24 protein-coding genes are annotated in these 26129 nt (G+C 35.8%); 14 read left to right on the top strand and 10 right to left on the bottom strand.

Going from position 1 to position 26129, the window contains the following annotated elements; translation table 11 throughout:
* The first annotated feature begins 45 nt into the window (after positions 1 to 45).
* Genes AC07XN_RS00890 through metQ form a run of 3 tightly spaced genes read left to right on the top strand, consistent with a single transcriptional unit; the run spans position 46 to position 2545 of the window.
* Entirely contained in the window at positions 46 to 1074 is a 1029-nt protein-coding gene (locus AC07XN_RS00890; RefSeq protein WP_494741704.1) for a methionine ABC transporter ATP-binding protein, read from the top strand.
* Positions 1067 to 1723, top strand: a complete 657-nt coding sequence (gene metI / locus AC07XN_RS00895) for a methionine ABC transporter permease MetI (protein ID WP_494741705.1) — start codon at positions 1067 to 1069, stop codon at positions 1721 to 1723. Before AC07XN_RS00890 ends, metI begins: the two co-directional genes overlap by 8 nt.
* Positions 1724 to 1735: 12 nt before the next feature.
* Positions 1736 to 2545: a methionine ABC transporter substrate-binding lipoprotein MetQ gene (metQ, locus tag AC07XN_RS00900; RefSeq protein WP_309918261.1), complete on the top strand. Its 810-nt coding sequence runs from the start codon at positions 1736 to 1738 to the stop codon at positions 2543 to 2545.
* 286 nt (positions 2546 to 2831) lie between these two features.
* On the opposite strand, the gene AC07XN_RS00905 is transcribed toward metQ, so the two are convergent.
* From AC07XN_RS00905 to AC07XN_RS00930, 6 genes are all read right to left on the bottom strand, one after another.
* Positions 2832 to 4244, bottom strand: coding sequence for an efflux transporter outer membrane subunit (locus AC07XN_RS00905; protein ID WP_494741706.1), 1413 nt, complete (start codon positions 4242 to 4244; stop codon positions 2832 to 2834).
* Between the two features lie 26 nt (positions 4245 to 4270).
* The gene (locus AC07XN_RS00910; RefSeq protein WP_494741707.1) at positions 4271 to 7384 is read right to left on the bottom strand and encodes an efflux RND transporter permease subunit; all 3114 of its coding nucleotides are present in this window, start codon (positions 7382 to 7384) and stop codon (positions 4271 to 4273) included.
* Between the two features lie 23 nt (positions 7385 to 7407).
* Positions 7408 to 8547 carry an efflux RND transporter periplasmic adaptor subunit gene (locus tag AC07XN_RS00915; RefSeq protein WP_494741708.1) on the bottom strand — a complete coding sequence of 380 codons (1140 nt, stop codon included), beginning with the start codon at positions 8545 to 8547 and terminating at the stop codon, positions 7408 to 7410.
* A 177-nt stretch (positions 8548 to 8724) separates the two neighbouring features.
* Entirely contained in the window at positions 8725 to 9480 is a 756-nt protein-coding gene (locus AC07XN_RS00920) for a LytR/AlgR family response regulator transcription factor (RefSeq protein WP_494741709.1), read from the bottom strand.
* Entirely contained in the window at positions 9477 to 10559 is a 1083-nt protein-coding gene (locus tag AC07XN_RS00925) for a sensor histidine kinase (RefSeq protein ID WP_494741710.1), read from the bottom strand. Before AC07XN_RS00925 ends, AC07XN_RS00920 begins: the two co-directional genes overlap by 4 nt.
* Positions 10560 to 11055: 496 nt before the next feature.
* A complete protein-coding gene (locus AC07XN_RS00930) occupies positions 11056 to 11952 on the bottom strand; it encodes a helix-turn-helix domain-containing protein (RefSeq protein ID WP_494741711.1) in 897 nt (298 codons plus the stop codon).
* 194 nt (positions 11953 to 12146) lie between these two features.
* Here AC07XN_RS00930 and AC07XN_RS00935 point away from each other — a divergent pair, with 194 nt between their 5' ends.
* From AC07XN_RS00935 to AC07XN_RS00945, 3 genes are all read left to right on the top strand, one after another.
* A complete protein-coding gene (locus tag AC07XN_RS00935) occupies positions 12147 to 13127 on the top strand; it encodes an aldo/keto reductase (protein WP_494741712.1) in 981 nt (326 codons plus the stop codon).
* Positions 13128 to 13368: 241 nt separating this feature from the next.
* A complete protein-coding gene (locus tag AC07XN_RS00940; protein ID WP_494741713.1) occupies positions 13369 to 14298 on the top strand; it encodes a helix-turn-helix domain-containing protein in 930 nt (309 codons plus the stop codon).
* A 92-nt stretch (positions 14299 to 14390) separates the two neighbouring features.
* Entirely contained in the window at positions 14391 to 15158 is a 768-nt protein-coding gene (locus AC07XN_RS00945) for an SDR family NAD(P)-dependent oxidoreductase (RefSeq protein WP_494741714.1), read from the top strand.
* A 480-nt stretch (positions 15159 to 15638) separates the two neighbouring features.
* On the opposite strand, the gene AC07XN_RS00950 is transcribed toward AC07XN_RS00945, so the two are convergent.
* Positions 15639 to 16565, bottom strand: a complete 927-nt coding sequence (locus AC07XN_RS00950) for a hypothetical protein (protein WP_494741715.1) — start codon at positions 16563 to 16565, stop codon at positions 15639 to 15641.
* Between the two features lie 84 nt (positions 16566 to 16649).
* Complete coding sequence (locus tag AC07XN_RS00955; protein ID WP_309918297.1) at positions 16650 to 17018, bottom strand: winged helix-turn-helix transcriptional regulator; 369 nt, start codon at positions 17016 to 17018, stop codon at positions 16650 to 16652.
* A 125-nt stretch (positions 17019 to 17143) separates the two neighbouring features.
* On the opposite strand from AC07XN_RS00955, the gene AC07XN_RS00960 reads away from it, so the two are divergent.
* Both AC07XN_RS00960 and AC07XN_RS00965 read left to right on the top strand, forming a co-directional pair.
* Positions 17144 to 17938 (top strand): SDR family oxidoreductase, encoded by a 795-nt coding sequence (locus AC07XN_RS00960; RefSeq protein ID WP_494741716.1) that lies wholly within the window; start codon positions 17144 to 17146, stop codon positions 17936 to 17938.
* A 19-nt stretch (positions 17939 to 17957) separates the two neighbouring features.
* Positions 17958 to 18275: a nuclear transport factor 2 family protein gene (locus AC07XN_RS00965; RefSeq protein WP_494741717.1), complete on the top strand. Its 318-nt coding sequence runs from the start codon at positions 17958 to 17960 to the stop codon at positions 18273 to 18275.
* Positions 18276 to 18372: 97 nt separating this feature from the next.
* Here the strand turns inward: AC07XN_RS00965 and AC07XN_RS00970 are convergent, their stop codons facing one another.
* A complete protein-coding gene (locus AC07XN_RS00970) occupies positions 18373 to 18735 on the bottom strand; it encodes a winged helix-turn-helix transcriptional regulator (RefSeq protein ID WP_309918305.1) in 363 nt (120 codons plus the stop codon).
* A gap of 111 nt (positions 18736 to 18846) precedes the next feature.
* Between AC07XN_RS00970 and AC07XN_RS00975 the strand changes: the two genes are divergently transcribed.
* On the top strand, positions 18847 to 19461 hold the full coding sequence (locus AC07XN_RS00975; RefSeq protein WP_494741718.1) for an FMN-dependent NADH-azoreductase: 615 nt from the start codon (positions 18847 to 18849) through the stop codon (positions 19459 to 19461).
* A 263-nt stretch (positions 19462 to 19724) separates the two neighbouring features.
* Here AC07XN_RS00975 and AC07XN_RS00980 read toward each other — a convergent pair whose 3' ends face one another.
* Positions 19725 to 20930: a hypothetical protein gene (locus tag AC07XN_RS00980; RefSeq protein WP_494741719.1), complete on the bottom strand. Its 1206-nt coding sequence runs from the start codon at positions 20928 to 20930 to the stop codon at positions 19725 to 19727.
* A 304-nt stretch (positions 20931 to 21234) separates the two neighbouring features.
* On the opposite strand from AC07XN_RS00980, the gene AC07XN_RS00985 reads away from it, so the two are divergent.
* Genes AC07XN_RS00985 through AC07XN_RS01005 form a run of 5 tightly spaced genes read left to right on the top strand, consistent with a single transcriptional unit; the run spans position 21235 to position 25931 of the window.
* On the top strand, positions 21235 to 22107 hold the full coding sequence (locus AC07XN_RS00985; RefSeq protein WP_494741720.1) for an alpha/beta hydrolase: 873 nt from the start codon (positions 21235 to 21237) through the stop codon (positions 22105 to 22107).
* A 13-nt stretch (positions 22108 to 22120) separates the two neighbouring features.
* Positions 22121 to 22990: an alpha/beta hydrolase gene (locus AC07XN_RS00990; protein WP_494741721.1), complete on the top strand. Its 870-nt coding sequence runs from the start codon at positions 22121 to 22123 to the stop codon at positions 22988 to 22990.
* A gap of 6 nt (positions 22991 to 22996) precedes the next feature.
* Positions 22997 to 24295: a CitMHS family transporter gene (locus tag AC07XN_RS00995; RefSeq protein WP_309918320.1), complete on the top strand. Its 1299-nt coding sequence runs from the start codon at positions 22997 to 22999 to the stop codon at positions 24293 to 24295.
* Positions 24292 to 25623 (top strand): acyclic terpene utilization AtuA family protein, encoded by a 1332-nt coding sequence (locus tag AC07XN_RS01000; RefSeq protein WP_494741722.1) that lies wholly within the window; start codon positions 24292 to 24294, stop codon positions 25621 to 25623. Before AC07XN_RS00995 ends, AC07XN_RS01000 begins: the two co-directional genes overlap by 4 nt.
* Positions 25620 to 25931: an AtuA-related protein gene (locus AC07XN_RS01005; RefSeq protein WP_309918327.1), complete on the top strand. Its 312-nt coding sequence runs from the start codon at positions 25620 to 25622 to the stop codon at positions 25929 to 25931. Before AC07XN_RS01000 ends, AC07XN_RS01005 begins: the two co-directional genes overlap by 4 nt.
* Positions 25932 to 26129: the final 198 nt, after the last annotated feature.

A 26129-nucleotide genomic window follows, 5' to 3' on the forward strand; every position in this document is an offset into this window, starting at 1 on the left:
TAATAGCATTGATAATCAACAAACTAAAAATTCAATAGAAATCTAATGATTGAAATTAAAAATATCTCCAAAACATTTCATCAGAAAAAACAATCATTCAAGGCTCTTGATGAAGTAAGTTTAAATATAGAACAAGGTGATATCGTCGGAATCATCGGTTTTTCAGGTGCCGGTAAAAGTACCTTAATTCGGTCGGTTAATTTGTTAGAAAAACCTGACCAAGGTCAAATTATCATCAACGGAAAAGATTTAACAACATTAAATAATAGGGAATTGGCTAGAGAACGTAAAAAAATCGGAATGATTTTCCAGCATTTTAACCTTCTTTCTTCCAGAACTGTTTTTGACAATGTTGCATTGCCTTTAGAATTGGACAATACCAGCAAATCTGAAATTGTAGAAAAAGTAAACCAACTTTTAAAAGTCGTTGGCTTGGAAGATAAAGCAAATGATTATCCAAAAAGCCTTTCAGGCGGACAAAAACAGCGAGTTGCCATTGCCAGAGCTTTGGCAAATGACCCCTATTTACTGCTTTGCGATGAAGCCACAAGTGCATTAGACCCCGCTACAACGCAATCCATTTTGCAACTGTTAAAAGACATCAATCAAAGATTGAACATCACCATTTTATTGATTACTCATGAAATGGAAGTAATAAAAGCCATCTGCAACCACGTTGCCGTTATAGACAAGGGAAAACTGATTGCAAAAGGAACGTTGGAAGAAATCATATCAAATAAAGAAAATCCTATCATCAAACAATTTATAATTCCTAAAACAGCGACTATACCTCAATCTTTAAGTAGCCAATTACAACCAGTATCATCTGAAGGTTTGTTTCCATTGATGGAAATTGAATTAAATGGACAAATTTCATTTGAACAACTTTTATCGGGTGTACACAGCGACTATAAAATTCCATACAAATTGTTTTCGGCAGAAGTGGAATATTTGGGTAAATCCAATTTTGGAAAATTATTCTTGTCCTTACAAGGAAGTTCGGAGGAAAATGAAAAAGTGATTCAGTATTTCAATCAAAATAACATTCAAAACACCATTAAAGGATATGTTTGAGCAAACAACTATTGCACTACTATTAAAAGGAATTTGGGAAACGGTTTTTATGACGTTTACATCAGGATTTTTTGGTTTTTTAATCGGACTTCCTTTGGGAGTTATTTTGTTTCTTACAAAAAAAGGACAGCTACTTGAAAACCCTATCTACAATCGTATATTATCGGTATTGGTAAACGTATTCCGCTCCATTCCTTTTATCATTTTAATCGTGTGGCTCATACCATTTACAAGAGCATTGGTAGGGACCTCCATTGGCGTAAATGCGGCGTTGGTTCCGTTGAGTATTGGTGCTGCACCATTCATTACACGATTGGTAGAAAACAGTTTGCTTGAAGTGCCAAACGGATTGATAGAAACTGCCAGAGCATTAGGTGCAAGTCCTTTACAAATTGTTATCAAAGTGTTGTTACCTGAAGCGTTGCCGTCATTAATAAATAATGCAAGCATTACGCTCATTACATTAGTCGGATATTCTGCAATGGGCGGAGCTGTTGGTGCAGGCGGATTGGGACAAATTGGTTACCAATATGGTTATGTCGGCTATGATGCTTTTATTATGAATACGGTTCTGGTTCTATTGATAACATTAGTATTTGTGATACAATTTTCGGGCGATAAACTTTCAAAAAGATTTAATCATAGATAAAACAAATAGAAAATGAGAAAAATAGGATTATTAAGTTTGGTTACGGCAGGATTACTATTGTTTAATTCTTGCGGAAATTCAAAAAAGAATGACCCGAATTATATCAGAGTTGGGATTACTTCGGGTTTGGAACAAGAAATTGCCGAAGCTGCTAAAAAAGAAGCTAAAGAAAAATACAATTTGGAAGTAGAATTGATTGCGTTCAATGATTATGTTATTCCAAACGAAGCCTTGAACAATGGCGAGATTGACATAAATGCCTTTCAACACGTTCCGTATTTACAAGAACAATCCAAACAGCGTGGCTACAAATTGGCGGTTGTGGGAAATACGTTTGTTTACCCAATTGTGGCTTATTCCAAAAAAATCAAAAACATTGCTGAGCTGCAAAACGGTAGCACGATTGTCATTCCAAACGACCCGACCAATGGCGGACGTTCATTATTGCTTTTACAAAAAAACGGGTTGCTGAAGCTGAAAGAAAATGTCGGGCTTTTACCAAAGGTAACAGACATCGTTGAAAATCCAAAACTGTTGAAAATTCTGGAAATAGAAGCTCCGCAATTACCCACAGTCTTAGATGACAAAGAAGTTACGATTGCTATTATCAATAATAATTTTGCTGCACAAGCCGGATTAAATCCTGATGAATTAGGCATTTTGAAAGAAGAGAAAGAGTCTCCTTATGTAAATGTGATAGTAGCAAGAGAAGACAATAAAAACGAAGAAAAAGTGAAAAATTTCGTAAAAGCTTATCAATCAGAAGCCGTTGAAAAAGCTGCCGAAAAAGCTTTTAAAGGTCGTGCAATAAAGGGTTGGTAGTTATCAAAGATTATATTTTACAACATATTCATAAGGTTTGATACGTATGTAGATATTCATATTTTTTACAGACTTGAGCAATACACACAACAACATTAGGTAAATTGAACTTCACAATATCAAAATTCCTTTTTTTGATATTGTGAAGTTCATGCTACCACACCGCCGTTTTCTATGATACTAACTGATACAACACAGTGAGTGTTTTAAAATCATGACCCTGCCTTTGTGGTATTTATGTATTTTTAGTTATCCAAATACTATTGGCAACAATTACGCTTTAATTTTATTTCTCACCACCACCCAATGTTCTATACAAATCAGTGATGGCATTAAACTTTTCTTTTTTGATTTCTATGACTTCCAATTCATTTTGTAAAGAATTGTTCTGTGTAGTAATTACTTCTAAATAAGTAGCCATCCCACTCTTATAAAGCATAAATACATCATTTGAAGCTTTTGTGAGTGATGCTTTTTTTTGTTTAACTAAGTCCATTCTTTCATCTGCATACTTAGCTCTGGCAAGGGCATCAGATACTTCACCTACAGCTGTTAATAGCGATTGTTTAAAAGTACTTACTGCTTTTTCTTGATCAAGGATAGCAATATCATAAGCCGTTTTAAGCGACTTTTTCATAAAAATTGGCTGTGCTAAATTGACTCCAATATTTTTCACGATAGAACCTGGCAGATTAAACCATGTATCAAGCTTAAAAGAATTCATCCCTACAGATGGCGTAAAACTGATACTTGGATACATGGCAAGATTGGCAAGATTCCTTTTTGCATTGGCTGAAACCACAGCATATTCTGCTGCTTTTACGTCAGGTCGGCGACTCAAAAGCATGGCTGGAACCCCCAAAGGGAATATGGAAGAAGGCATGACATTGTCTATAATGTCAACTCTTACCTTACTGCTAGGGTATTCTCCACACAAAATACTGAGTGCATTTTCTTGGATTGTAATATTTTGTAAAGCTAATGGCACTAACAATTCCGCTGTTTTTTTCTGTGCTTCTGTCTGTTCAACTGCCAAGGAATTTACTTGTCCAGATTTATATTGAAGCCGAATCATCGCTAGAGTGCTATCTCCCAAAATAATGTTACGTTTTGCTACTTTCAATTGTTCATCTAGTGCGATTAAGTTATAATAGGCTTGAGCAACCTGAACGATGAGCCTAGTTTTCAAGGCAGAAAGATTTTCTTTTTGTGCAAAATAGTTGGCAAGTGAAGCCTCTCTATGCATTTTGGCTTTCCCCCAAATATCAGCTTCCCAAGAAAGTCTTAAACTGGCAGCATAATCATCCATATAACTTGTCCCCAAAAATTGTTCAGTTAATGAACCGTTAAGAGAACTTTTAGAAAGCCAATTTCTATTTGCCCCTACGTTCAAATCTACAGAGGGATAAAGCCCCAATTTTGACTGTTTGTACATCAAATCCAACTGTTGCATATTCATTACTGCCACAACAATTTCATTATTTTTGAGAAGAGCTTTTTCAATGAGATTGACCAATATTGTATCTTTAAAAAATGTCCTCCAAGGCAATTGAATAGTATCAGCTGTTACAGTAACAGTTTCTCTATACTGTTCAGGAACGTTTAAGTTCGCACGGCTATATTTCTTCTCAATCATGCAAGAAGAAAGTAGTAATGATATAATAACGCTTAGGAATATATGTATTTTTGATAATTTCATTTTAGGTCATTTCAAGATTAAAATTCTTAGTTTTTTCTTGCTACTTTTTCTTGTAAGTATTGGAATAACATAAACAATAAAGGAATAACAATTACGCCCAAAACCACACCACTTAGCATGCCCATTGCGGCACTGGTACTGATAGAATGATTTCCCGTTGCAGTTCCTCCTTTTGAAAACATCAGAGGAAGCATTCCTACAATAAATGCGAATGATGTCATCACAATGGGTCTTAGTCGAGCTTTGGAAGCATCTAATGCTGCATCCAGAATGGATAATCCTGCACGCCTACGTTGTACAGCAAATTCTACTATTAAAATAGCATTTTTGGCTAATAGACCAATCAGCATAATAATCCCAATCTGTACATAAATGTTATTGTCTAATCCAATACTTTTAATCCCGATATAAGCACCCAGAATCCCCGTTGGAATAGATAATAAAACCGCAAGAGGCAATAAATAACTTTCGTACTGAGCGGATAATAGTAAATACACGAAGAGTAAACAAAGCCCCAAAATGGCTATCGTCTGATTCCCTGCCGATTTTTCTTCCAAGCTCAGTCCTGTCCATTCGTAGCTATAATCTGTTGGCATTTTATCCAAAACGGCTTCCAAACGTTCCATCAAAGCTCCGTTACTTATGCCGGGCATCGCATTGATATTAATTGTCAAAGCATTATAGAGATTATAGCGACTTACCGATTCTGGACCATATACTTTATGCAACGAGATAATTGATTTTACAGGAATCATTACTCCTTTATCGTTTCGAACAAAAATTTCATCAAAAGCTTGTTCGTCCATTCTAAATACACCATCTGCTTTGATATTTACCCTATAGAATTTCCCAAATCTGGAAAAATTTAAAGATTGGTCACCAGAGAAATAGCTTTGAACAGTACCCAAAATACCATTAATATTAAGCCCCATCTGTTTGGCTTTGTCTTCATCTACTTCCAGCTCTAATTGTGGATAATCAGCTCGGAACATAGTATAGGCTAATTGCACGCCAGAAACCTTCATTAAGTCGACAATTACTTTATCAGCCTGAGCTTTCAATGCTACTGAACTACGACCTTGACGATCTTGTAATACAATTTCAGCTCCGTTCGTAACGCCATATCCATCTACTGGGGGCATTCTCATCGTGAGGATACTACCTTCTTTAATGACAGATAGTTTTGCATCAACAACCTTCATCAATTCATCAATGTCTTGAATTTTCCCTCGCTGTGTTCTGGGCTTAAATTTAACAAAACCTACTGCATAAGCAGGGCTTGTACTATTGGTCATCAGGTTAAAGCCAGTAATGGTGGTATTATCTTCAATGGCTTCTATTTCAGACAAAAGCTTATCAATTTTATCGGCTACTTTGGTTGTAGGAGTCAATGCCGTACCCGGAGGCATACTAAGTACGTAAGTAAACATACTATCATCTTCCATAGGCACAAAACTCTTGGGAGTACTCATAATAGCCCAAGTAGCCACACCTATTATTGAAACCACAAAGCCCACAGCCAACCATTTGTGTATTGCTAAGAAACGAATACTCTTTACATAGCGATTGGTCAGATTATCAAAACCCGCATTGAAACCAGAAAAAAAGCGTTTAATAAAACCTATCTTTGCATTACTTTCACGATGTGTATTTTTCAAGAGTAAGGCACACAAAGCAGGCGTTAGGGTCAGGGCATTTACAGCTGAAATGATGATCGCAATAGCCAGTGTATAAGCAAATTGCTTATAAAAAATTCCTGCTGAACCCGTCATAAAGCCAATCGGAATAAATACAGCAGACATCACAAGTGTAATAGAAATTACAGCACCTGTAATTTCCCCCATTGCCGAATGAGTCGCTTCTTTCCCACTTAAATGAGTCCCCTCCATTTTACTATGCACAGCTTCCACTACTACAATGGCATCATCTACCACGATTCCAATGGCTAAAACTAAGGCAAAAAGGGTCAATACATTAATCGTAAAACCCAGTACGAGCAAAAAGAAAAACGTTCCGATAATGGCTACAGGTACAGCAATTGCAGGAATAATCGTAGAACGAAAATCTTGCAAAAATAGAAATACGACCAAGAATACAAGAACAAAGGCTTCAAACAAAGTTGATTTTACCTGACTAGTTGCTTCGTCCAGTTTTTCCTTTGTACTCATTAATTTCGAGTATTTTATACTTGGAGGAAACGATTTGGACAGTCGTTCAATTTCTTTATCTATTCCTATTTCGATTTCATTAGCGTTCGAACCTGTTGTTTGTAAAATAGCAATAGTAGCCGTATTCCTTCCGTTTGAAGTACTATTGCCACTGTAAGAAATTGCTCCAAATTCAACTCGTGCTACATCTTTCAAACGAATAATATTATTCCCAGCATTCTTAACAACAATATTATCATAGTCTTCAGGTAGATTCTTCTTCCCTTTGTAACGAATTACATACTCTAAAGCAGCGTTAGATTCTTCACCCAATTTTCCGGGGGCAGCTTCTAAGCTTTGTTCGGCAATGGCGTTACTGATGTCGGCAGGAACTAAATTATAATTGGCCATTTGGCGTGGGTTCAGCCAAATACGCATGGAATAATCCTTTGTCCCAAAAACCATAGCTTGCCCTACGCCCGGAACTCTTTTGATTTGCGGAATAAGGTTGATATTAGCATAATTCTGCAAAAACTTTTCATCGTATTTTTTATTATCTTCTGTAAACAAGTTGAATATCATAATCATGCTATTCTGTTGTTTAGAAGTAGTGAGTCCCATCCTAATTACTTCTTGTGGCAAAATCGGTGTAGCTTGTTGCACACGATTTTGCACATTTACTGCTGCTTGGTCGGCATTTACTCCTTGCTTGAAGATAATTGAAATTGAAAATGTTCCATCATTACTAGCTGTAGATTTGATGTACTGCATATTTTCTACTCCATTGATTTGCTCTTCGAGTGGCGTAACAACAGAACGAATTACGGTTTCGCTATTACCTCCTGGATATGAACCCGACACCATGACTGTTGGAGGTGAAATGTCTGGAAATCGTGTTACGGAAAGTCTATCAAGTCCGACAATCCCTAACACCACAATTACGATAGAAATTACCGTCGCCAAAACGGGTCTATCAATTATTCTTTTTAACATGGTTTTTCAATTTTGAAATGCACCTATTTCCCCAATGAACTTTTTGTAATTTTAGGAATAACCGTCATTCCTTCATTCAATACATCAATACTAGTAAGGGCTATTTTCTCACCTGCACTTATTCCTGATTTTACGATATAATTACTGCCTGATTTACCTTCTATTTCAAAAGGCTTCATGACTACTTTGTTGCTATCAGCCAAGGAGAAAATGAAGTATTTATCCTGAATATCTTTAACACTCGCCATTGGTACTAACAATGCAGTTTGATAAGCTTTTTGCAAAACCACACCTGCGGAACCTCCCGAACGTAGTAGTTTGTCAGGATTAGGGAAAATGGCTTTCAAGGCAATGCTTCCGGTAGTGCGGTCGATATTCCCACTAGCAAATTCTAATTTACCTTTGTGTTCATATTCGCTACCGTCAGCCATTACCAATGAAACTGTATTTATGTTTTTTTGTAGCCCTTTTTCTTTCATAAAAGCGATATAATCTGCTTCTGTGAGCGAGAAATAAACAAAAACCTGATTAATGTCTGAAAGAGTTGTAAGCGGAACAAGGTCAGCTGGTGTTACCAAATTGCCAATTCTGTTCGGAATTCTACCAATATAACCGCTAATAGGAGCTTTTATCAGGCTAAATTCTGCATTGATTTTAGAAGAGCTCAACATGGCTTTTGCTTGGTTTACTTGTGCAGAAGCAGCCTCATAATTGGCTTGTGCCGTTTGTAATTGGATTTCAGAAACTACTTTTCCTTCTACCAAAGGGCGAATCTTTTCAACTTCCAATTTGGCATTGGCCTGTGCTGCCAAAGCAGCTTTTAATGTCGCCAAACTATTATTCACCTGTTCATTGAAGACCTCTGCTTTGATTTTGAAAAGGGCTTGCCCTTTTTGTACATAATCGCCTTCCTTCACGAATATCTTCTCTAAATAGCCTGATACTTGTGCTTTTAAGTCAACATTGACTGACCCTTCAATGGCTCCGGGATATTTTTTTGCAACATCAGCATTTGCAATACTTATTTGAAGGAAATCCACTGTTGGCGGTAGTTGTTCAGGCTGTTCGTGGGCTTGTTCTTTACAAGAAAATATTACTAAGGAACATAGCAGAAATATCATTCCTTTAATAGTATGCCTTGTTTTAAAAGTGAGTTCTAACATTGAGTATAAGGATTAATTTATACTACAAAGAAAGTTTCACTGACTGATTTAATTATGGGGAAAATAACTGAAGTGTATATTTTCACACCTGAATTGAAGATTTATCTTTCCGAATTTTATAGGGAAAAGTATTTGGAAAGAGTACTTTTAATTAATGTTGGATTAAATAATCATTACTTAATAATCCATCCACGATTTGAATAAGCCAGCTTTATCTCGACTGATGATTACTTCTACTTCTGTGTTTTTTTCAATGTCAATTTTCAATTTTCCATTGAAATAATTATGTACTTGCTGAATGGCATCAATATGAATGATAATTTGACGATTTGCCCTAAAAAAGATTTTTGGATTGAGTTGTAACTCAAGTTCTTCCATTGTCAGTGGAATAGTTTCTTCTGAGCCATTAAGAAGTTTGGCTCTGGTGATTTTATGTTTAGAATAAAAGAAGACAATATCACTTACTTGAACCGTTTTATAACCATCTTTATAAGGAAGTAAAAATCTATTTCTAAAATCTTTTGGTTTTAAAAATTCTAATAATCCTTTCAAAGACTTCTGGTGAAAATCGACAGACAAAGCTTCCAATTTTGTGAAGGCTGTCTGTAAATCGTCTTGTTCAACGGGTTTCAATAAATAATCAATGCTGTTGTATTTGAATGCTTTTACGGCATATTCATCATAAGCCGTTGTAAAAATGATTGGGCAGTTTATGCTTACTTGTTCAAAAATTTCAAAACTCAGTCCGTCCGACAATCTTACGTCCATCATCACTACATCTGGTTTTTCATGGGTATTAAACCACATCACACTGTCAGAAATACTGTCTAATACCTCAATGACTGTAGCTTTGGGTCTGATTATTTTAATCAAACGTTGCAACCTATCCGCATTAGGTTTTTCGTCTTCTACTATCAGTATTTTTTCTATCATTGTTTTATTAACGGAATTTTTACTTTAAATGTAGTTTCATCCTTTATAATTTCAGGCTGTTTTTGCCAAAGCAAATCATATCTTCTAATGATATTTTGAATGCCTATTCCTGATGATTCAAGCTGATTTTCGATGGGAAGTAATATATTTTCAACAATTAATGCCTGTTCATCCGTATTGTAAATACTAATTTTCAAGGGATTTTTCTTATTAGTTTTGTTGTGTTTCAAGGCATTTTCTACCAATAATTGTAAGGTCAGCGGTGGCAAATACAGTTGTTTACTGGCTTGGTCAATGTTTACTTCAAATGCTACGCCATCACCTATACGGTTCTTAATCAAAAACATATACGAATTCAGAAACTTCAACTCTTCTTCTAATAGAATTATATCTTTCTTGGAATTGACCAACATATAGCGATATATCTTTGAAAAATTTTCAGCATATTCATAGCCCAATTGTTGATTGACCAATATCAGTTCAGAAAGCACACTTAGGTTATTGAATACAAAATGGGGGTCTATCTGAAGTTTTAAAGATTGTAGTTCTGCTTCAACTGCTAGTTGGTCGAGTGCGGCAGCTTTCATGGCCGCATTTTTCCAGCTGACAATCAGGTAATTACAAGTATTAATTCCAATAATCATAAAAGCAATAATAATACTGACTACAATCCACTGAAAAAAACCTCTCACTTTGTCAGCCGAGTGGATTTCTATACAAGTTTCAGCCTCATCCATTAATCGGTACAGTTGGTCTAATATGGCAAGGCTTACAAAAATAATAACCAAATTTAGTGCCGTTTCAATGATTAATCGTTTCAAGGGTTTTTCTGTCCAAGAAATAGAATTATTGAGCTTGTTGCTAATGCAGATACTTGATTCAGAGATTAATAAGCAGAAAACAAATGATAAAGCTAAATCTTCTGTAATAGAAAGTACAGATCGTTTTAAGTAAGAAATCCAGTAAGAAGAATAAGGGTCAATGACATAAGAAACGAGATTCAATAAGATAAAAGCGAATACCACAATGATTATACGCTTACCTTTATTGCTTAAAAATGTATCTTTTTTACTTCTCATTTATTAAAAAAACTGTGATTGTAGGTTGAATTATTGATGAAAGTTTTTGCTTGAAAGATAAGCATTTATATCTTTATGGATTTATAAGTTCCCAAAATTGAATTATTCTATATTAACTTTTATTTTTTTCTTGCTTAATCTACCTAATTCGCTACTGAAAGCCCTAATACAATTACCAAACCGTGTACTGTATTTTGATTATTAGTGTTTAAATCATACTATGCTAATGAATATTTCAAAACAAAGGAAGATGAATTTTCGTATTTCTTTCAAGACTTCCACAATGATAATCAACTATGTTAATAAAAAATCAAGAAGATAACTGTAATAATCTTTATTATAAAAATTGATTTAATTGAAGTAAATCCACATGTAGGCTTTCTTGAGATCGTATTACTCATATCTCAAAGCATGTATTGGACTAAATGACTCAGCTTTTTAGGCAAGATACCAGCCAAAGCAAAGCCCTAAAAGTCTAATAAGCATCAAAAAATCATTAATTCAACATCCTGTATTCATTAGGCGTATAACCTGTACTCTTTTTAAACATTCTATTAAAATGTTGTGGGTATTTGAATCCAAGCTCAAAAGCTATTTGACTTACCGATTTTTCTGTATCAAAAATCCGTTCTTTGGCTACATCTATTAATTTTAAATGGATATGTTCTTGAGCAGATTTACCAGTCTCTTTTTTGATTAAATCACCAAAATAATTTGGAGATAGGTTCAAACGACTTGCAAAATACCCCACCGATGGCAGCCCTAATTCCTGTGTAACTTCTGTTTGAAAATAGTCATTCAACAAATGTTCAAATCTTGTCAAAGCATCATTATTGATGCTTTCTCGAGTAATAAATTGTCTATCGTAAAAACGAACACAGTAGTTCAAGAGTAATTCAATGTTGTTTGTAATAATTCTTTTACTGTGTTTATCAATCGCTTGACTTATTTCGTATTCAAGTTTACTCAATAAATCTTTGATAATTTGCTGTTCTTTCAAGGACAAATGAAGCGCCTCATGCGATTCATACGAAAAGAATGAATACTGACTCATTAGTTTTCCTAGCGCCGTTCCTTTTACTAAATCAGGGTGAAAAAGTAACGCCCAGCCAGTTGGTCGATAATTTTCTTCATTATTTACTTCTATCACTTGCCCTGGCCCTATAAAAACAAGTGTTCCATCATCATAGTCATAGCTATTACGTCCATACTTCAATTCCCCACAATGTACTTCTTTCAAAAAGATAGCGTAAAAACCAAAATGAAAACGACTGTGATTGGGCAAGGCTTTTGTATTTGAATTATCAAACACACTTATTAGTGGATGTTGCGTTTCTACACCCTTTATAGCATTATATTGAGAAATCTTTTCAAGCTTTATAATCTGCTCCATGACCTTAATTTTTAAATCCATTGACGTAAATATAGCACTAGGATTTTATCTATGCTTACCCCAATCTTTAAATCAGTAATGATGGTAGCAACATCAGGAATATATATACTTTTTGAAAATAATAAAGGGGGAAATTTGTATCGCCATTAAGGTTTTGACTAAGGTAGAACTAATAAACAATCACAAGATTCAACATGAAAACAAGAATATTAGGAAATAGCGGGTTGGAAGTATCAGCCCTTGGGATGGGTTGTATGGGGTTAAGCTTTGGTTATGGCCCAGCTACCGATAAAGCCACCGCCATCAAATTAATTAGAGAAGCGTATGAACAAGGAATTACTTTCTTCGATACAGCTGAAGCCTATGGCAAAGATAATGAAGAGTTAGTGGGTGAAGCCCTAGCTCCTTTTAGAAAAGAGGTTGTGATTGCTACTAAGTTTGGATTCCGTGACGGCGATTCAAAGAAAGGACAAGACAGTCGCCCTGAGCGTATTAGAGAAGTAGCCGAAGAATCTTTAAGACGATTGAAAACAGATATCATCGACTTATTTTATCAACATCGTGTAGATACAACCGTTCCGATGGAAGATGTGGCTGGAACAGTAAAAGACCTTATTCATGAAGGAAAAGTAAAACATTTTGGACTTTCAGAAGCAGGGGTTGAATCAATCCGAAAAGCACATGCCGTACAACCCGTAACTGCTTTGCAAAGCGAGTATTCGATATGGTGGAGAGAACCAGAGTTAGCCATTTTACCTACGCTTGAAGAACTAGGCATTGGTTTTGTGCCATTTAGCCCATTAGGGAAAGGCTTTTTGACAGGTGCTATTAATGCTGAGACCCAATTTGACCCAACTGATTTTAGAAATATTGTTCCCCGTTTTACTGAAGAAAACAGAAAGGCGAATCAAAAATTGGTTGAATTGTTAGCTGAAATTGCCCGTCAAAAAGAGGCAACCCCTGCACAAATCGCATTGGGTTGGTTATTGGCACAAAAACCGTGGATTGTACCAATTCCGGGAACTACAAAATCTCATCGCTTAACAGAAAATATTGGAGGTGCTTCGATTGACTTATCTAAAAATGACATAAAAGCCATTGATGAGGCTTTTGCCAAGACTAACGTACAAGGAGATCGTTATCCTGCAAGTTTGCAGCAAAGAGTTGGGAAGTAAGCATTCTTTATCATAGCTATCGTTTCGGCTAAACATAAATATGGCTTCGCTCAATGAATAATTAAATTCCATTTATTCATTAATCCCAAATCCTTTAGTATAGGGTTTGGGATTTTATTTGCCATTAAAACATCATAAAATTGCGTTTATTCTTAAAAAAATAAAGAATTTACACTTCATATTAAATGCTATCATCTACTTTTGAAACAATTAGCTATATTTGAATTTTACAAACATACCGATGAGCTCAATAACAATAAAACAATTTTATGAAGAAATTTTTGGAGGTAATAATCCAGATTTAGATGATATTTTGAGTGTTAATATCAATAAAGACATTGGACATTTTAATGTTTTTGATATAGCCGAAATGTATAAAGTAGCTAAGGATAAACCAGAAATGCCTTATAACAGAAGGACTTATTACAAAATAAGTTTAATTTCTGGCAAGAATAAAGTGGAATATGCTGATAGAACCATCGAAGTATTGGAGTACGGAATTTTATTCGCAACGCCCAAAATACCATACAATTACACTCCTCAAGACAACAATCAAGCGGGACATTTTTGTGTTTTCACTAAAGAATTTTTGGCTAAATCAAAAATAGGAATAGATATAGATGTTCTTCCTATTTTCTCTAATCAGAGTGAGTTTATTTATCAAATAACGAAGGAACAGTTTGAACAAGTTGACACTCTTTTTGGTAAAATGCACGCAGAAATTAATTCAGATTACGAATATAAATATGATTTATTACGCAATTATTTGATGGAGTTGATTCATTATGGTCAAAAACTAAAACCTATCACCCCTATTGGAAATATCAAAACTGCTTCTGCCAGAATAACATCTTTATTTATTGAACTGCTAGAACGTCAATTTCCCATAGAGAACACTACACAAATTTTGGTATTGAAAACACCAAAAGAGTATGCTACTACTTTAGGCATACACGTAAATCATTTAAATAGAGTACTGAAAGAAACCACAGGAAAGACTACTGGCGAAATCATTGCCAGCAGAATAAACCAAGAGGCGAAGGCATTACTCAAACAAACACACTGGAATATTTCAGAGATTGCTTATACTTTAGGTTTTGAAGAAGTGGCTCATTTTTCTAACTTCTTTAAAAAGCATAGTGAAAAGTCTCCTTTGACGTTTAGAGAATAGTTGTTTGATTCTTGCAAATATCGCTTTGATTCTTACAAATCATTATTATCCTATTATTCGCAACTTTGCATTGTAATCAAAAACAAAAAACAATGACAAATAATGCAAATAAAATCGTCTTATTAACAGGCGGTAGTCGTGGACTTGGTAAAGAATCAGCACTTCAATTGGCGAAAAATGGCTTCGATGTTATTATTACTTTTCAAAATAATAAAGCAGATGCTGAAAATGTGGTAAATGAAATCAAAGCATTAGGAAGAAAATCGTCAAGCCTTCAATTGGATTTAGGGAAAGTAGCTTCATTTGACGGATTTGTTTCAGAATTGAAAGATATTTTGGAAAAAGACTTTGGAAAAACTAAAATTGATTCATTAGTCAATAATGCAGGAACAGGCTACTACGCTTCTATTGAAGATACCACAGAAGCTGGCTTCGATGAAATGGCAACTACACACCTAAAGGCTCCTTTTTTCCTTACGCAAAAATTACTTCCATTCATTAATGAAGGCGGAAGTATTGTCAATACTTCTTCTGGGCTAGCTCGTTTTAGCTATCCCAATTATGCTGCTTATGCCATTATGAAAGCTGGTATTGATTCATTAACACGTTACCAAGCCTTAGAATTTGGTGCTAAAAAAATCAGAGTTAATTCAATCGCTCCTGGTGCTATTGCCACTGATTTTGGTGGTGGTGCTGTAAGAGACAACCAAGCATTAAACGATATGATTGCAGGCAATACGGCATTAGGAAGAGTTGGTTTGCCAGATGATATTGGAGGTGTTATCGTATTTTTATGCTCAGAAGAGTCAAAATGGATCAATGCCCAAAGAATTGAAGTCTCGGGTGGTGTTCATATTTAATGCTTTGTGTTCAGTGCCAAAGTAAATTTGGCTTATCATACAAATCCACTTCAAGAAAACAATACCATCGTAATCAGAGCAATTTTAAGGTAATTCCATAAAACACAAAAAAGGCATGGCTTTAATGGTCATGTCTTTTTGTGTTTTGCCAAATAGGAATACTCCAAAAAACTTTTTTATGAATAGGGAAAAAGTACAACCAAACGCGAAAAGCGGCCATTGAAGCGCCCCCACTTTGTATCATCAAAAAACAATAACATTTCTAACAGATACAAACATAAAAAAAGACAGTTTTAGCAATCGTAATTTTAGATTCTCTCTTTACTAATTTAAAATTGTACTTGAAAAATTAAACATACAAAGATTATTAATTGGCTAAAAGAAGCGTTTGAATTGTGACATGGACACGCTATGACAATTTATGCAAACTTTAAAGAGGAAACCGAAGGATAGGAGAAACAACGAACAAACATAGCTTAATTAAGCCGTCGTTTCTCTGTAAAAAAAGCGGAGTTGCTTTACTCTCTTTTTTACTAATTTATTCTTCATCGGTTCAAATGTTGCTATGACCTTATCTTTTTCTTTAATATAAATTACGAATGGTTGGTTTAGTCTATTTGTCAGATGGTAAATAGACACTAGTTCGGCAATATCCTCATGCCATGAAGCCATTCCATAAAGTGATGGAAACGGGGTTTTCTTGAGTGCTCCATATACTTCTGAGGCAGATGAAATTGGCTGAATTTTGCTACTTCTGAAACGTGTTTTTTCTAGTGATGGATTAGTAAATTTTGCCACTGGGGTATTCAATTTACTCCATATATCTTTAGTAAAGGGTGTAGGTATAATCAAAGTGTCTTTTTTGTCTAGGTGTGGTGCAAGATTTAAAATGGCATCTACAACATGAGTAGCCTCATGCAATAAAACATATTGTATTGCATCTAATTTCCCAGCATCTATGATTATTTCAAATCCTGAATTTTTAGGATTATTGAAAATGGTTCTTTCTTTCCATGTTGCCCATTCAGAAATGGTTTCTTTCAGAATCCCTGCTCGAAAAGTAATATTAAATTGTTTGGTAGAATCAGTCGTTTCTACTGGCGAAGTCAGTGCTGTATTAGGCATATTGTCCATAAAACTAATACTCTGCAAATGCTCTTTTAATATTTTTTTATACAAAGGTGGTAATATAGCAAAGGCTTGCTCTACTTTCTCTTTTTCAACTGCTGTCAGTACATGGTTTGATGGCTCCATTCCAGCTTCAATAAACATTTTAAAAACACTCTGAGGAGCTATCAAAATACGATTCTCGGGAAAGGTACTTTCTTTACTTTTGATAGACTGAGCTGTAAGTTTATTCAATAATAAAAAGAAGAAAAGTGCAACAATTAGGTTTTTCTTTATCATACAAATAATTATTTTAATTACTGAGGGTGAGAAATCGATGTATTCACACCAAATTTAAAAAGATGCAATAGCAGTTTTAAAAAACTATTGACTTCCCAAATCTAAACGTTTTAAAATAACCGACCGTAAATGTTCTTCATTTTCGTCGCCCCACTGACCCAAAGCTGAAAGTACAGGAATCAAGGTCTTGCCAAATTCGGTAAGACTATATTCTACTTTTGGCGGAACTACTGGATATATTTTTTTCGTAACCAAGTCGTGGTCTTCTAATTCTTTCAACTGAATATTTAAAACCCTTCTTGAAGCATCAGGTATTTTGCGTTGAAGCTCACTCGGGCGTTGATGCCCTTGATTGATAAACCACAACAAACGGATTTTCCATTTGCCATAAAGCACTTCGCCGATCAAATCCAAACCACAATTTAGGTTCGGTAAAATTTTCCTTTCATACATAAAACAAATTTAAACCACAGTTCCAAACTGTGCAATAGGGGAAAAATTTATCCCTATCCGAATCGTATTTCCGTAATTGCTTTAGAGCAATGTACGGATGAAATTTGCACAAAAAAAAAACAGAAATGGAACAACAATTTAATTTTAACAATGAGTTATTAGGCAAGATTGCCTTGGTTACAGGCGGAACCAAAGGTACTGGAAGAGCCATTGCAGAAAGGCTTTTACAAGCTGGTGCAACGGTTATTATTACCGCAAGAAATCCACCCGAAAAAGAGAACAGTAATTTGTATTTCATTCCTGCCGATTTAAGCAAGGCAGAAGATGCACAAAAAGTGGTCAGCGAAGTGCTATCTACTTATGGCACACTAGATATTCTTGTGAATAACCTTGGTTCTTCAGTAACTCCTGCTGGTGGTTTTGCTGTATTAACTGATGACGATTGGCAATCAACCCTACAAGCCAATCTGCTTGCTCCTATTCGACTAGACAGAGGATTTTTACCACAAATGTTAGCTAAAAAAAGTGGTGTTATTATTCACATAGCTTCTATTCAAGGTAAATTACCACTATATGCTTCTACGTTGCCCTATGCAGCCGCAAAAGCAGGATTGATTAATTATAGCAAAAGTTTATCAAATGAAGTTACACCAAAAGGAGTTCGTGTCCTAACTGTTTCGCCAGGATGGATAAATACAACCGCATCAGAAGCTTGGTTGGGCGAGATTGCAAGAAATGCAAATAGTACCGTAGAAGAAGCTCAGCAAAGTGTGATGGACGCTTTGGGGGGAATTCCTTTTGGTCGCCCAGCCCAACCCGAAGAAGTTGCCGAATTCGTTGGCTTTTTGGTTTCACCAAGAGCCAATTACTTAACAGGGACAAATTTTGTAATAGATGGTGGCACAGTGCCAACAATTTAATAACCTAAAAAATAAAAAGATGAACTTACCAAATGTAATTGCAGATTTAACAAATGCACAAAACAATTTCGACAGTGTGGCTTACGCCAATTGTTTTTCCAAAACTGCCATAGTTTTTGACGAAGGCAAAAATCACAAGGGGAAAAAGGAAATCCAACAATGGATTAAAAAAGCCAATGAAGCGTACCAAGCCGTTATGAAACCTCTTGAATATGCTTCAACAGAGGAAATTCTAAAAGCTGAAGTTTCGGGCAATTTCCCAGGAAGTCCTATTGTTTTGGCATATCATTTTAAATTAAAAGACGGACTTATTGAGTCTTTGAAAATTACGGGCTGACAAAGTGAGAAGCTAACAACTACGTTTTTTATAGTGGCAAGTCACAGGAACACGCAGTTTAACTGCGTGTTTCGTCCACTAAATCAACATAGGATTTTCAAACGAACTCCTCTTGCCTTTTAATCACTTTTTGTCTGTGCATTTCACCCCACGAAACAAGGGCCGAAAGCACATCTTGTAAGGTATCTGCATAAGATAATAGTTCGTACTCTACTACCACAGGTACACCTATGTCCACTTTTCTTTTTACAAAGCCATTTTCTTCGAGGTCTTTTAGTACCCCTGAAAGCACCTTAGCAGAAATACCATCTATGGTTCTTTGTAAGTCATTAAAGCGGGTATGTCCGTCTTTTAGGGCAAGAATTACCCGCAAAGTCCATTTGCCCCCTATTACGTACATAGCGTCTTCGAGGGCTTTGATGGAGTTCCTACATTTTTCTGTACTAATTACGTTTTTCATATTTGTATAGCTAACTAACCTAAAGGTTACTACTTACCTTATGTATAGTAGTAACTTTTGGAAAGCAAATGTAGATAGATTTGTGACATCATTTAAATAAATTTTCAAGAAATGTCAACAAAAAAAGTACTTCACATTAAAGCAAGCATCAATGGCGATGCCTCTAAAAGCAATCTGCTTTCAAACGCAATCATTGAAAAGCTCAATAATACGTATTCGGAATGCACGATTAAAACCCTAGACTTATCAGAAAGCCCTCTGCCTTTTCTTACTAATGAAATGTATCAGGCATTTTCTACCCCGAAAGAGGCACGTAGCCAAACGCAGACAGCAATCATTCAGCCTTCCGAAATTGCCATAAAACAAATCAAGGAGTCAGATATTGTAGTTCTGGCAGTTCCATTGTATAATTTTAGTATTCCTGCCAACCTGAAAGCATGGATCGACCAAATTGCTCGTGCCAATGAAACTTTTAGCTATGCAACAGGCTCTCTACAAGGTTTATTGATGAATAAAAAAGTCTATTTGGCTATTGCATCTGGTGGGATATACACTGAAGGCATGATGAAAGCCTATGATTTTACGGAAAACTATTTGCGTGCTGTTCTCGGATTTATGGGCTTGACCGACGTAAGCACTTTTCGCCTAGAAGGTATTTCTGTGCCAAATTTGGGCGAACAAGCAACTACAAAAGCATTGGAGGCTGTAGAGGCTTTCAGTTTTTAAAATCTTAACTAATTGGTTAGCATCGGCTTGGCTGTTGATAACAAAACAGCCAAGTCGATGAATATCTTAGAGAACCGTATATAAATCACCATTATACTTTTTATTAAGAATTTAGTCTATCGAATGATGTTGGGTAAAAAGCCGAATTCGCCATTGAGTTTTCTAAAGACCAAATGAATGAACTAATTGATTTGAATTGTACATACAGACCACAATTTTTGATTAGACACTTGGCAGAGGTGAGTATTAAACCAGCAATATCGTTATTCTTTTTTTTCCAAAACAACACCGTTTTCAGGGTCTTTTAGTAAGATACTATTTTCGTCTAAAAGCCCTTTTATTTGCTCATAAGGAAGCTTATCAAGGTTTTCATTTTTCAACTGGAAAGAACGAATATACCCATTGGGCTCGATTAATTTAATGATTTTACAGCGACAAAGCGCATTTTCTGGTTCATTAATTACTTCTTTTACTGTCAATCCTTTGCCTAATTTGATGTATATTTCCCTAATACCGATAATTTTATTTCGTTCGCCTATATCAAAATTCCAAGAAGCAGAAATCACACTTGTAAATGTTTTGTCTTTTTCTAGTTTTAACAACGAGTGTTTGGGAGATGGATTTTCAGGAGCATTCTTTACCCGAGAGTGAACAGATACCAACCACGGTGCTTCAAATTGCATAAAACCTTTATGATTAAAATTTGAACCGTAACGAATAAAAGTGAAATAACCATCTTTATAGCTTACATTCATCACATTAGATACCACCATGTGGTAGCGGTCGGGATCAAAACTACGGGCTTGCGGAGAACCAGTATAACAGAGCCAGATACCTTCCAGACTATCAATCTCTGCTTTTGAGGGTAAATAAGGCACAATACTCAAATCTTCTTTCAAGGTTTCAAGTTTTTTAGTTTCTTTTATCAACAAGAAACTACTCAATGAAAAACCAAAGGTTAATAATATCAATAAGCCCCTTACAAAATAAGATAAATTACTTAAATCAAAAAAACCTCTAGTTTTGAAGGCCTCATACTGCTTTTGAGTACCTAATGATATAGTAATATTTTCTTTGTAATTTATCAATTCAGGGTCTGTAGGGTTTTCAGCAAAACCTTTACGCCCTATACCAAATAGATAAATATAAGCGGAATCTACCAAGAATGACCTTGGATGTGTAACAATCTGATTGTAAAAAGCATCTTTGATTTGATTACCAGTAATGTCATACTTACGAAAAGGATACTCTGATGGTCGATGAGTTTTTTCAGGAGCATAATCCTCGTGGTGAAGCTCCGCTGAAGTAAAGGGAAGTTGGTTACTTATTTCACTTAAAACTTTAGCTACTTCTTCATAATTTTTTCGGTTTGAATTTCTAACTACTTTCTGGCCGCTTTCAGTTTCAAATTTTTCAATGACTTTCCCTAATAAATAAGCTATTTCTTCTTTACCAGATTTTAATTCCATTTCGTCGGATGAGTATTTACAACTACTCAGTATTTTATATAAATTATTGAATAATAGACAATTAACAATTTCCAGAAATTAAGATTCGGTTTCTGGAATGTATTCATTCAACTAAAATTAGTGATAAATTATCTGCCTTTCATACTTTTGAAGTATAGCCCCTTATTCATCAATATATTGGTTGACGGTACAAAGTTTTTTTTCGCTTGAAATTAAAACTACTCAAATTCAAGAGAACAACAAAGAGAATATTTTGCCAAGAAAGAATCAAAACATAAAAATATAAACAATTAACCTTAATAAAATGAAAAAAAACTTTCTTGTCTATTTAATTATTTTCCAAATGATTTCGCTGATGGTATTTGCAAAAACCGATACGCTAGAAATCGCCTCATCTAAAATGAATAAGACTTACAAAGCTGCCGTTACACTGCCAAAGTCTTATGAAAATAACCAAAAATCTTTCCCCGTACTTTATTTATTGCATGGTGGTATTGGGCATTTTAATGACTGGCTTACCAAATCTCCAGATAAAAACCTTATCCAGAACCTAGCCGACCAGTATAATTTAGTAATTGTGATGCCTGAGGGTGAAGTGTTTAGTTATTATATTGATAGCCCTGTTGATAAAAATAGTCAGTTTGAATCTTATATTGTAAAAGATGTAATCACTAAAATTGATAAGACTTACCGAACGATTGCTTCTAAAAATGGGCGAGTAATTACGGGTCTTTCGATGGGAGGCTACGGTGCTTTGTATTTATCAGGAAAATATCCTGAACTTTTTGTGGCTGCTGGAAGTATGAGCGGAGCCCTTAATCCTGATTTACAAGGATGGAAATTACCAAAAGAAGCTACTGAGAACCTCAGAAAAGCTTTTGACGCCATCATTGGCTCATACAATACTGACCCGAAAGGCTATGAACCCTATTCGGTGATTGCAATGGCCGATAAAATGAAAACCAATGGCGTGAGCCTTATTTTTGACTGTGGAACAGACGATTTCTTGATTGAACCTAACCGTGAACTTCACCGTAGGTTGGTCTTCAACAATACACCACACGACTATTCAGAAAGACCAGGTGGGCATTCTTGGCCGTATTGGGAAAACTCTCTTTATTTTCATGCCCTTTACTTCTCCAAAATCCTTAAATCTGCCAATTCAGGTAAGTATTAAAAAATATAATTCGATGAAAAACGCTGTAATTATTTTGCTTGTCTTTGCCTGTACATTTTTTGCACAAAAAGTTCAAGCTGCCGTAACAGATACTTTGGCGATACAAAGTTTGGTAATGAATAAAACATTGAAAGCAGTGGTTATTACACCACAAGGCTATCAATCTTCCAAAAAGAATTACCCAGTAGTGTATTTACTTCATGGTGGAAGCGGTAATTACAAAAATTGGACTGAGCTCACACCCGACAAATCTCTTGTTGCGAGGATGGCTGATTTATTTGATGTCATTATCGTTATGCCAGATGGCGGTACTTCAAGTTATTATTTCGACAGTCCCTTGCTAAAAGATAGCCAATATGAAACTTTTATTTCAAAAGAAGTAAGGGAAAAAGTAGATAAGGATTATCGCACCATTAAAACCAGAGAAGGTAGAGCGATTACGGGTTTGTCGATGGGCGGGCACGGTGCTGTGTATATTGCCACCAAACATCCCGACGTATACTGTGCTGCTGGAAGTATGAGTGGAGTACTGAATATTAACCCTAGTACTTGGAAAGTTACCCCAGATTTTGCCAAAATTCGCATAGATAATTTTAAAAAAATGATTGGTGAACGTGAAGAATCAGGCCCTTTTTATCCAGGATTTAATCTTATCACGATGACAGAGCAAATCAAAGCTGCAAAACTTCATTTGATTTTTGATTGTGGTGTAGATGATTTCCTAATTGAACCAAACCGAGAAATGCACAAACTCTTAACGGTCAACGGAACGCCCCACGATTATACTGAAAGACCCGGAAAACATGAATGGCCGTATTGGGAAAATGCTTTGCCTTATCACTTGTTATTCTTCCAGAAAGTACTTCAAGCTAAAAAACAATAACATAAGATGCTGGCATTATTAGGATTTTCAACCATACTCCTGTTCCTGATATTGGTGATTTCAAGAAAATTATCAGTATTGTTATCTCTGATTATCATTCCAGTATTTTTTGCGATTGTAGGTGGTTTTGAGCCACAAGCTATCGGCGAAATGATTGTGGCAGGCATCAAACAAGTAGCTCCGACGGGTATTCTGTTGATTTTTGCCGTTTTGTACTTTGCTTTGATGATTGATGCGGGTCTTTTTGACCCCGTCATTTCTGGTATTATTCACTTAGCAAAAGGCGACCCTCTGAAAATTACGATGGGAACGGCACTGCTTACCATGATTGTCCATTTAGATGGCGACGGAACAGCTACATTTATGATTACTATTTCCGCTTTATTGCCTATCTATAAAAGATTAGGCATAAATAGGCTTATTCTGCCATGTATTGTAGCTTTGAGTGCTGGAGTGATGCATTTAGTGCCGTGGTCGGGTACGATGGCGAGGGCTTTACAAGTTATGCAAACTAATGCTGCTGGTTTACTTGTTCCTGTACTTCCTTCAATGATTGTAGGTATAATTTGGGTGTTGGGAGTATCGTGGTGGTTAGGAAAAAAAGAACGTAAAAGACTGGGAGTCATTGCATTTGATTATAGACACGCAGACGAGTTGACGGAATCACAAAAACGTACCAGAAGACCCAAACTTATCTTAGTGAATGCCATATTGACAATCTGTCTAATATTTTGTTTGGTTATGTCCATATTGCCACCATCTGCCTTGTTTATTATTGGATTTTCTGTGGCAATGCTTATTAATTACCCTTCTCAAACCGAGCAAAAAAGTAGATTACAAGAACACGCTGCCAATGTGTTTTTTGTATCTGTAATGATTTTTGCAGCAGGTGTTTTCTCAGGAATCTTAACAGGAACTAAAATGATAGATGCCATGGCTCAGTCGCTCGTAACCCTTATTCCTGCCGAACACGCAGGTTACCTTCCTGCATTGGTAGGAGTAACAAGTATGCCACTGAGTTTTGTCTTTACGCCAGACGCCTATTATTTCGGTGTCTTACCTGTCCTAAAAGAAGCGGCAATCCACTACGGTATTAATCCAATAGAAGTAGGAAGAGGAGCCATTTTAGGACAAATGACGGTAGGTTTCCCTTTAAGTCCGCTCACGGCTTCTACTTTTGTACTGGTTGGGCTTTCAGAAGTTGAATTATCCGACCATCAGAAATTTACTTTTAAATGGGCTTTTATGACTACTTTTTTAATGACATTGACAGCCATCATTACTGGTGCGATTCATTTACTATGAAAGAATTAAAAAAAATAAGAATTGGAGCAGGAGCAGGTTTTTCTGGTGACCGCCTAGAGCCTGCCAAAATATTGGCACAGGATGGCGAAATAGATTATTTGGTATTGGAATGCTTGGCAGAAAGAACAATTGCATTGGCTCAGAAAAGAAAAATGGTCGATTCATCAAAAGGCTATGACCCACTGTTGGAAAGGCGGATGGAAATACTGCTTCCAATTATTAAAGAAAAAGATATAAAAATACTCAGTAATATGGGTGCGGCCAATCCTTTGGCCGCAGCAAAAAAAATTACTGAAATAGCAGCAAAGAACAATCTTACCATAAAAGTGGCCGCTGTTGTTGGCGACGATGTGCTTTCTCTGATTACAGGAAATGAAATTACCTTAGAATCAGGACAACCTTTAAACAGTTTTGGCAAAATAATCTCTGCAAATGCTTATCTCGGAGCAGACAGTATTCTACCAGCCATTGCCTCTGGTGCTGATATTATTATTACTGGTCGAGTAGCAGACCCTTCGCTAGTAGTAGCTCCGCTGATGTATGAGTTTGGCTGGTCGTATGATGATGTAGAACTCATCGGAAAAGCTACGGTAATTGGTCATTTGATGGAGTGTGCAGGACAAGTAACAGGCGGTTATTTTGCCGATGGAGTAAATAAAATTGTACCAAATTTAGAAATTCTGGGGCATCCGTTTGTAGATGTATCTCAAGACGGAACAGCACTTCTTGGGAAAGTAGAAAACACAGGTGGAATAATTAGCCTTGCCACCGTCAAAGAGCAACTTCTCTACGAAGTACTCAATCCTTTTGCCTACCTTACACCCGACGTTTCAGCAGATTTTACCACAGTTTCACTCAAGCAAATTGCACCAAACAGTGTACAAGTAAGTGGTGGTAGTGGCTCATCAAAACCCGAAAAATTAAAAGTTAGTGTAGGTTATCATGCTGGTTTTATGGGCGAAGGAGAAATTTTATACGCAGGAGCATTTGCGATGGAAAGGGCAAAAATGGCTGGTGAAATTATACGTTTACGTTTACAGGAACAATACCCAGATAAACTCCGTATTGACTATATCGGCAATAATTCGGCTCATGCTGGCATCAATCAAGATGATTCTACCGCTTATGAAATTCGCTTAAGAGTTGCAGGAATCGCAGATTCGCCAGAAATAGCAACACTCATCGGCGAGGAAGTGGAAGCACTCTATACAAATGGACCATCGGGTGGTGGTGGCGTAAGAAAATCTATTAACGAAATCATTGGAATACAATCTATCTTGATTAGTCGCAATAGTATTAATCCCTCTTTTTCAATATTTGAATCATGAAAACTAAATTATACCATATCGCTCACAGCAGAGCAGGCGATAAAGGCAATACATTGATGTTGTCCTTGATTCCCTTCAAAGAAGAGGATTTTCCAAGTTTGGTGGAACAAGTAACAGTTCAAAAAGTAAAAGACCATTTAAAAGCTATCGTAAAAGGCAATATCATTCGTTATGAAATGCCCAATATTTCATCGCTACTTTTTGTGTGTGAAGAAGCTTTGGGTGGTGGCGTGACAACCTCCTTAGCCCTAGACCCACACGGAAAGACATTAAACTATGCCTTATTGGAACTTGAGGTAGATTTATGATAAGATAATGTTCATATTGTTTTCATTCAATCATACCCTATTCGGCTTTTAAGTTGTTTGTTAAGTTGGGATTGGGGCTGTAAAACCTTTTCAATTGTAAATCTTAGCTTCTGAAATAAGCGAAATATGAATTAATTCCTCCTGTAAGTAAAAATTGTCTTGTCCATAATACTATTTGTTTTTTGTTTATTTTAATAT

It is taken from the genome of Arcicella sp. GW458-12-2-14-TSB2, assembly GCF_059423785.1.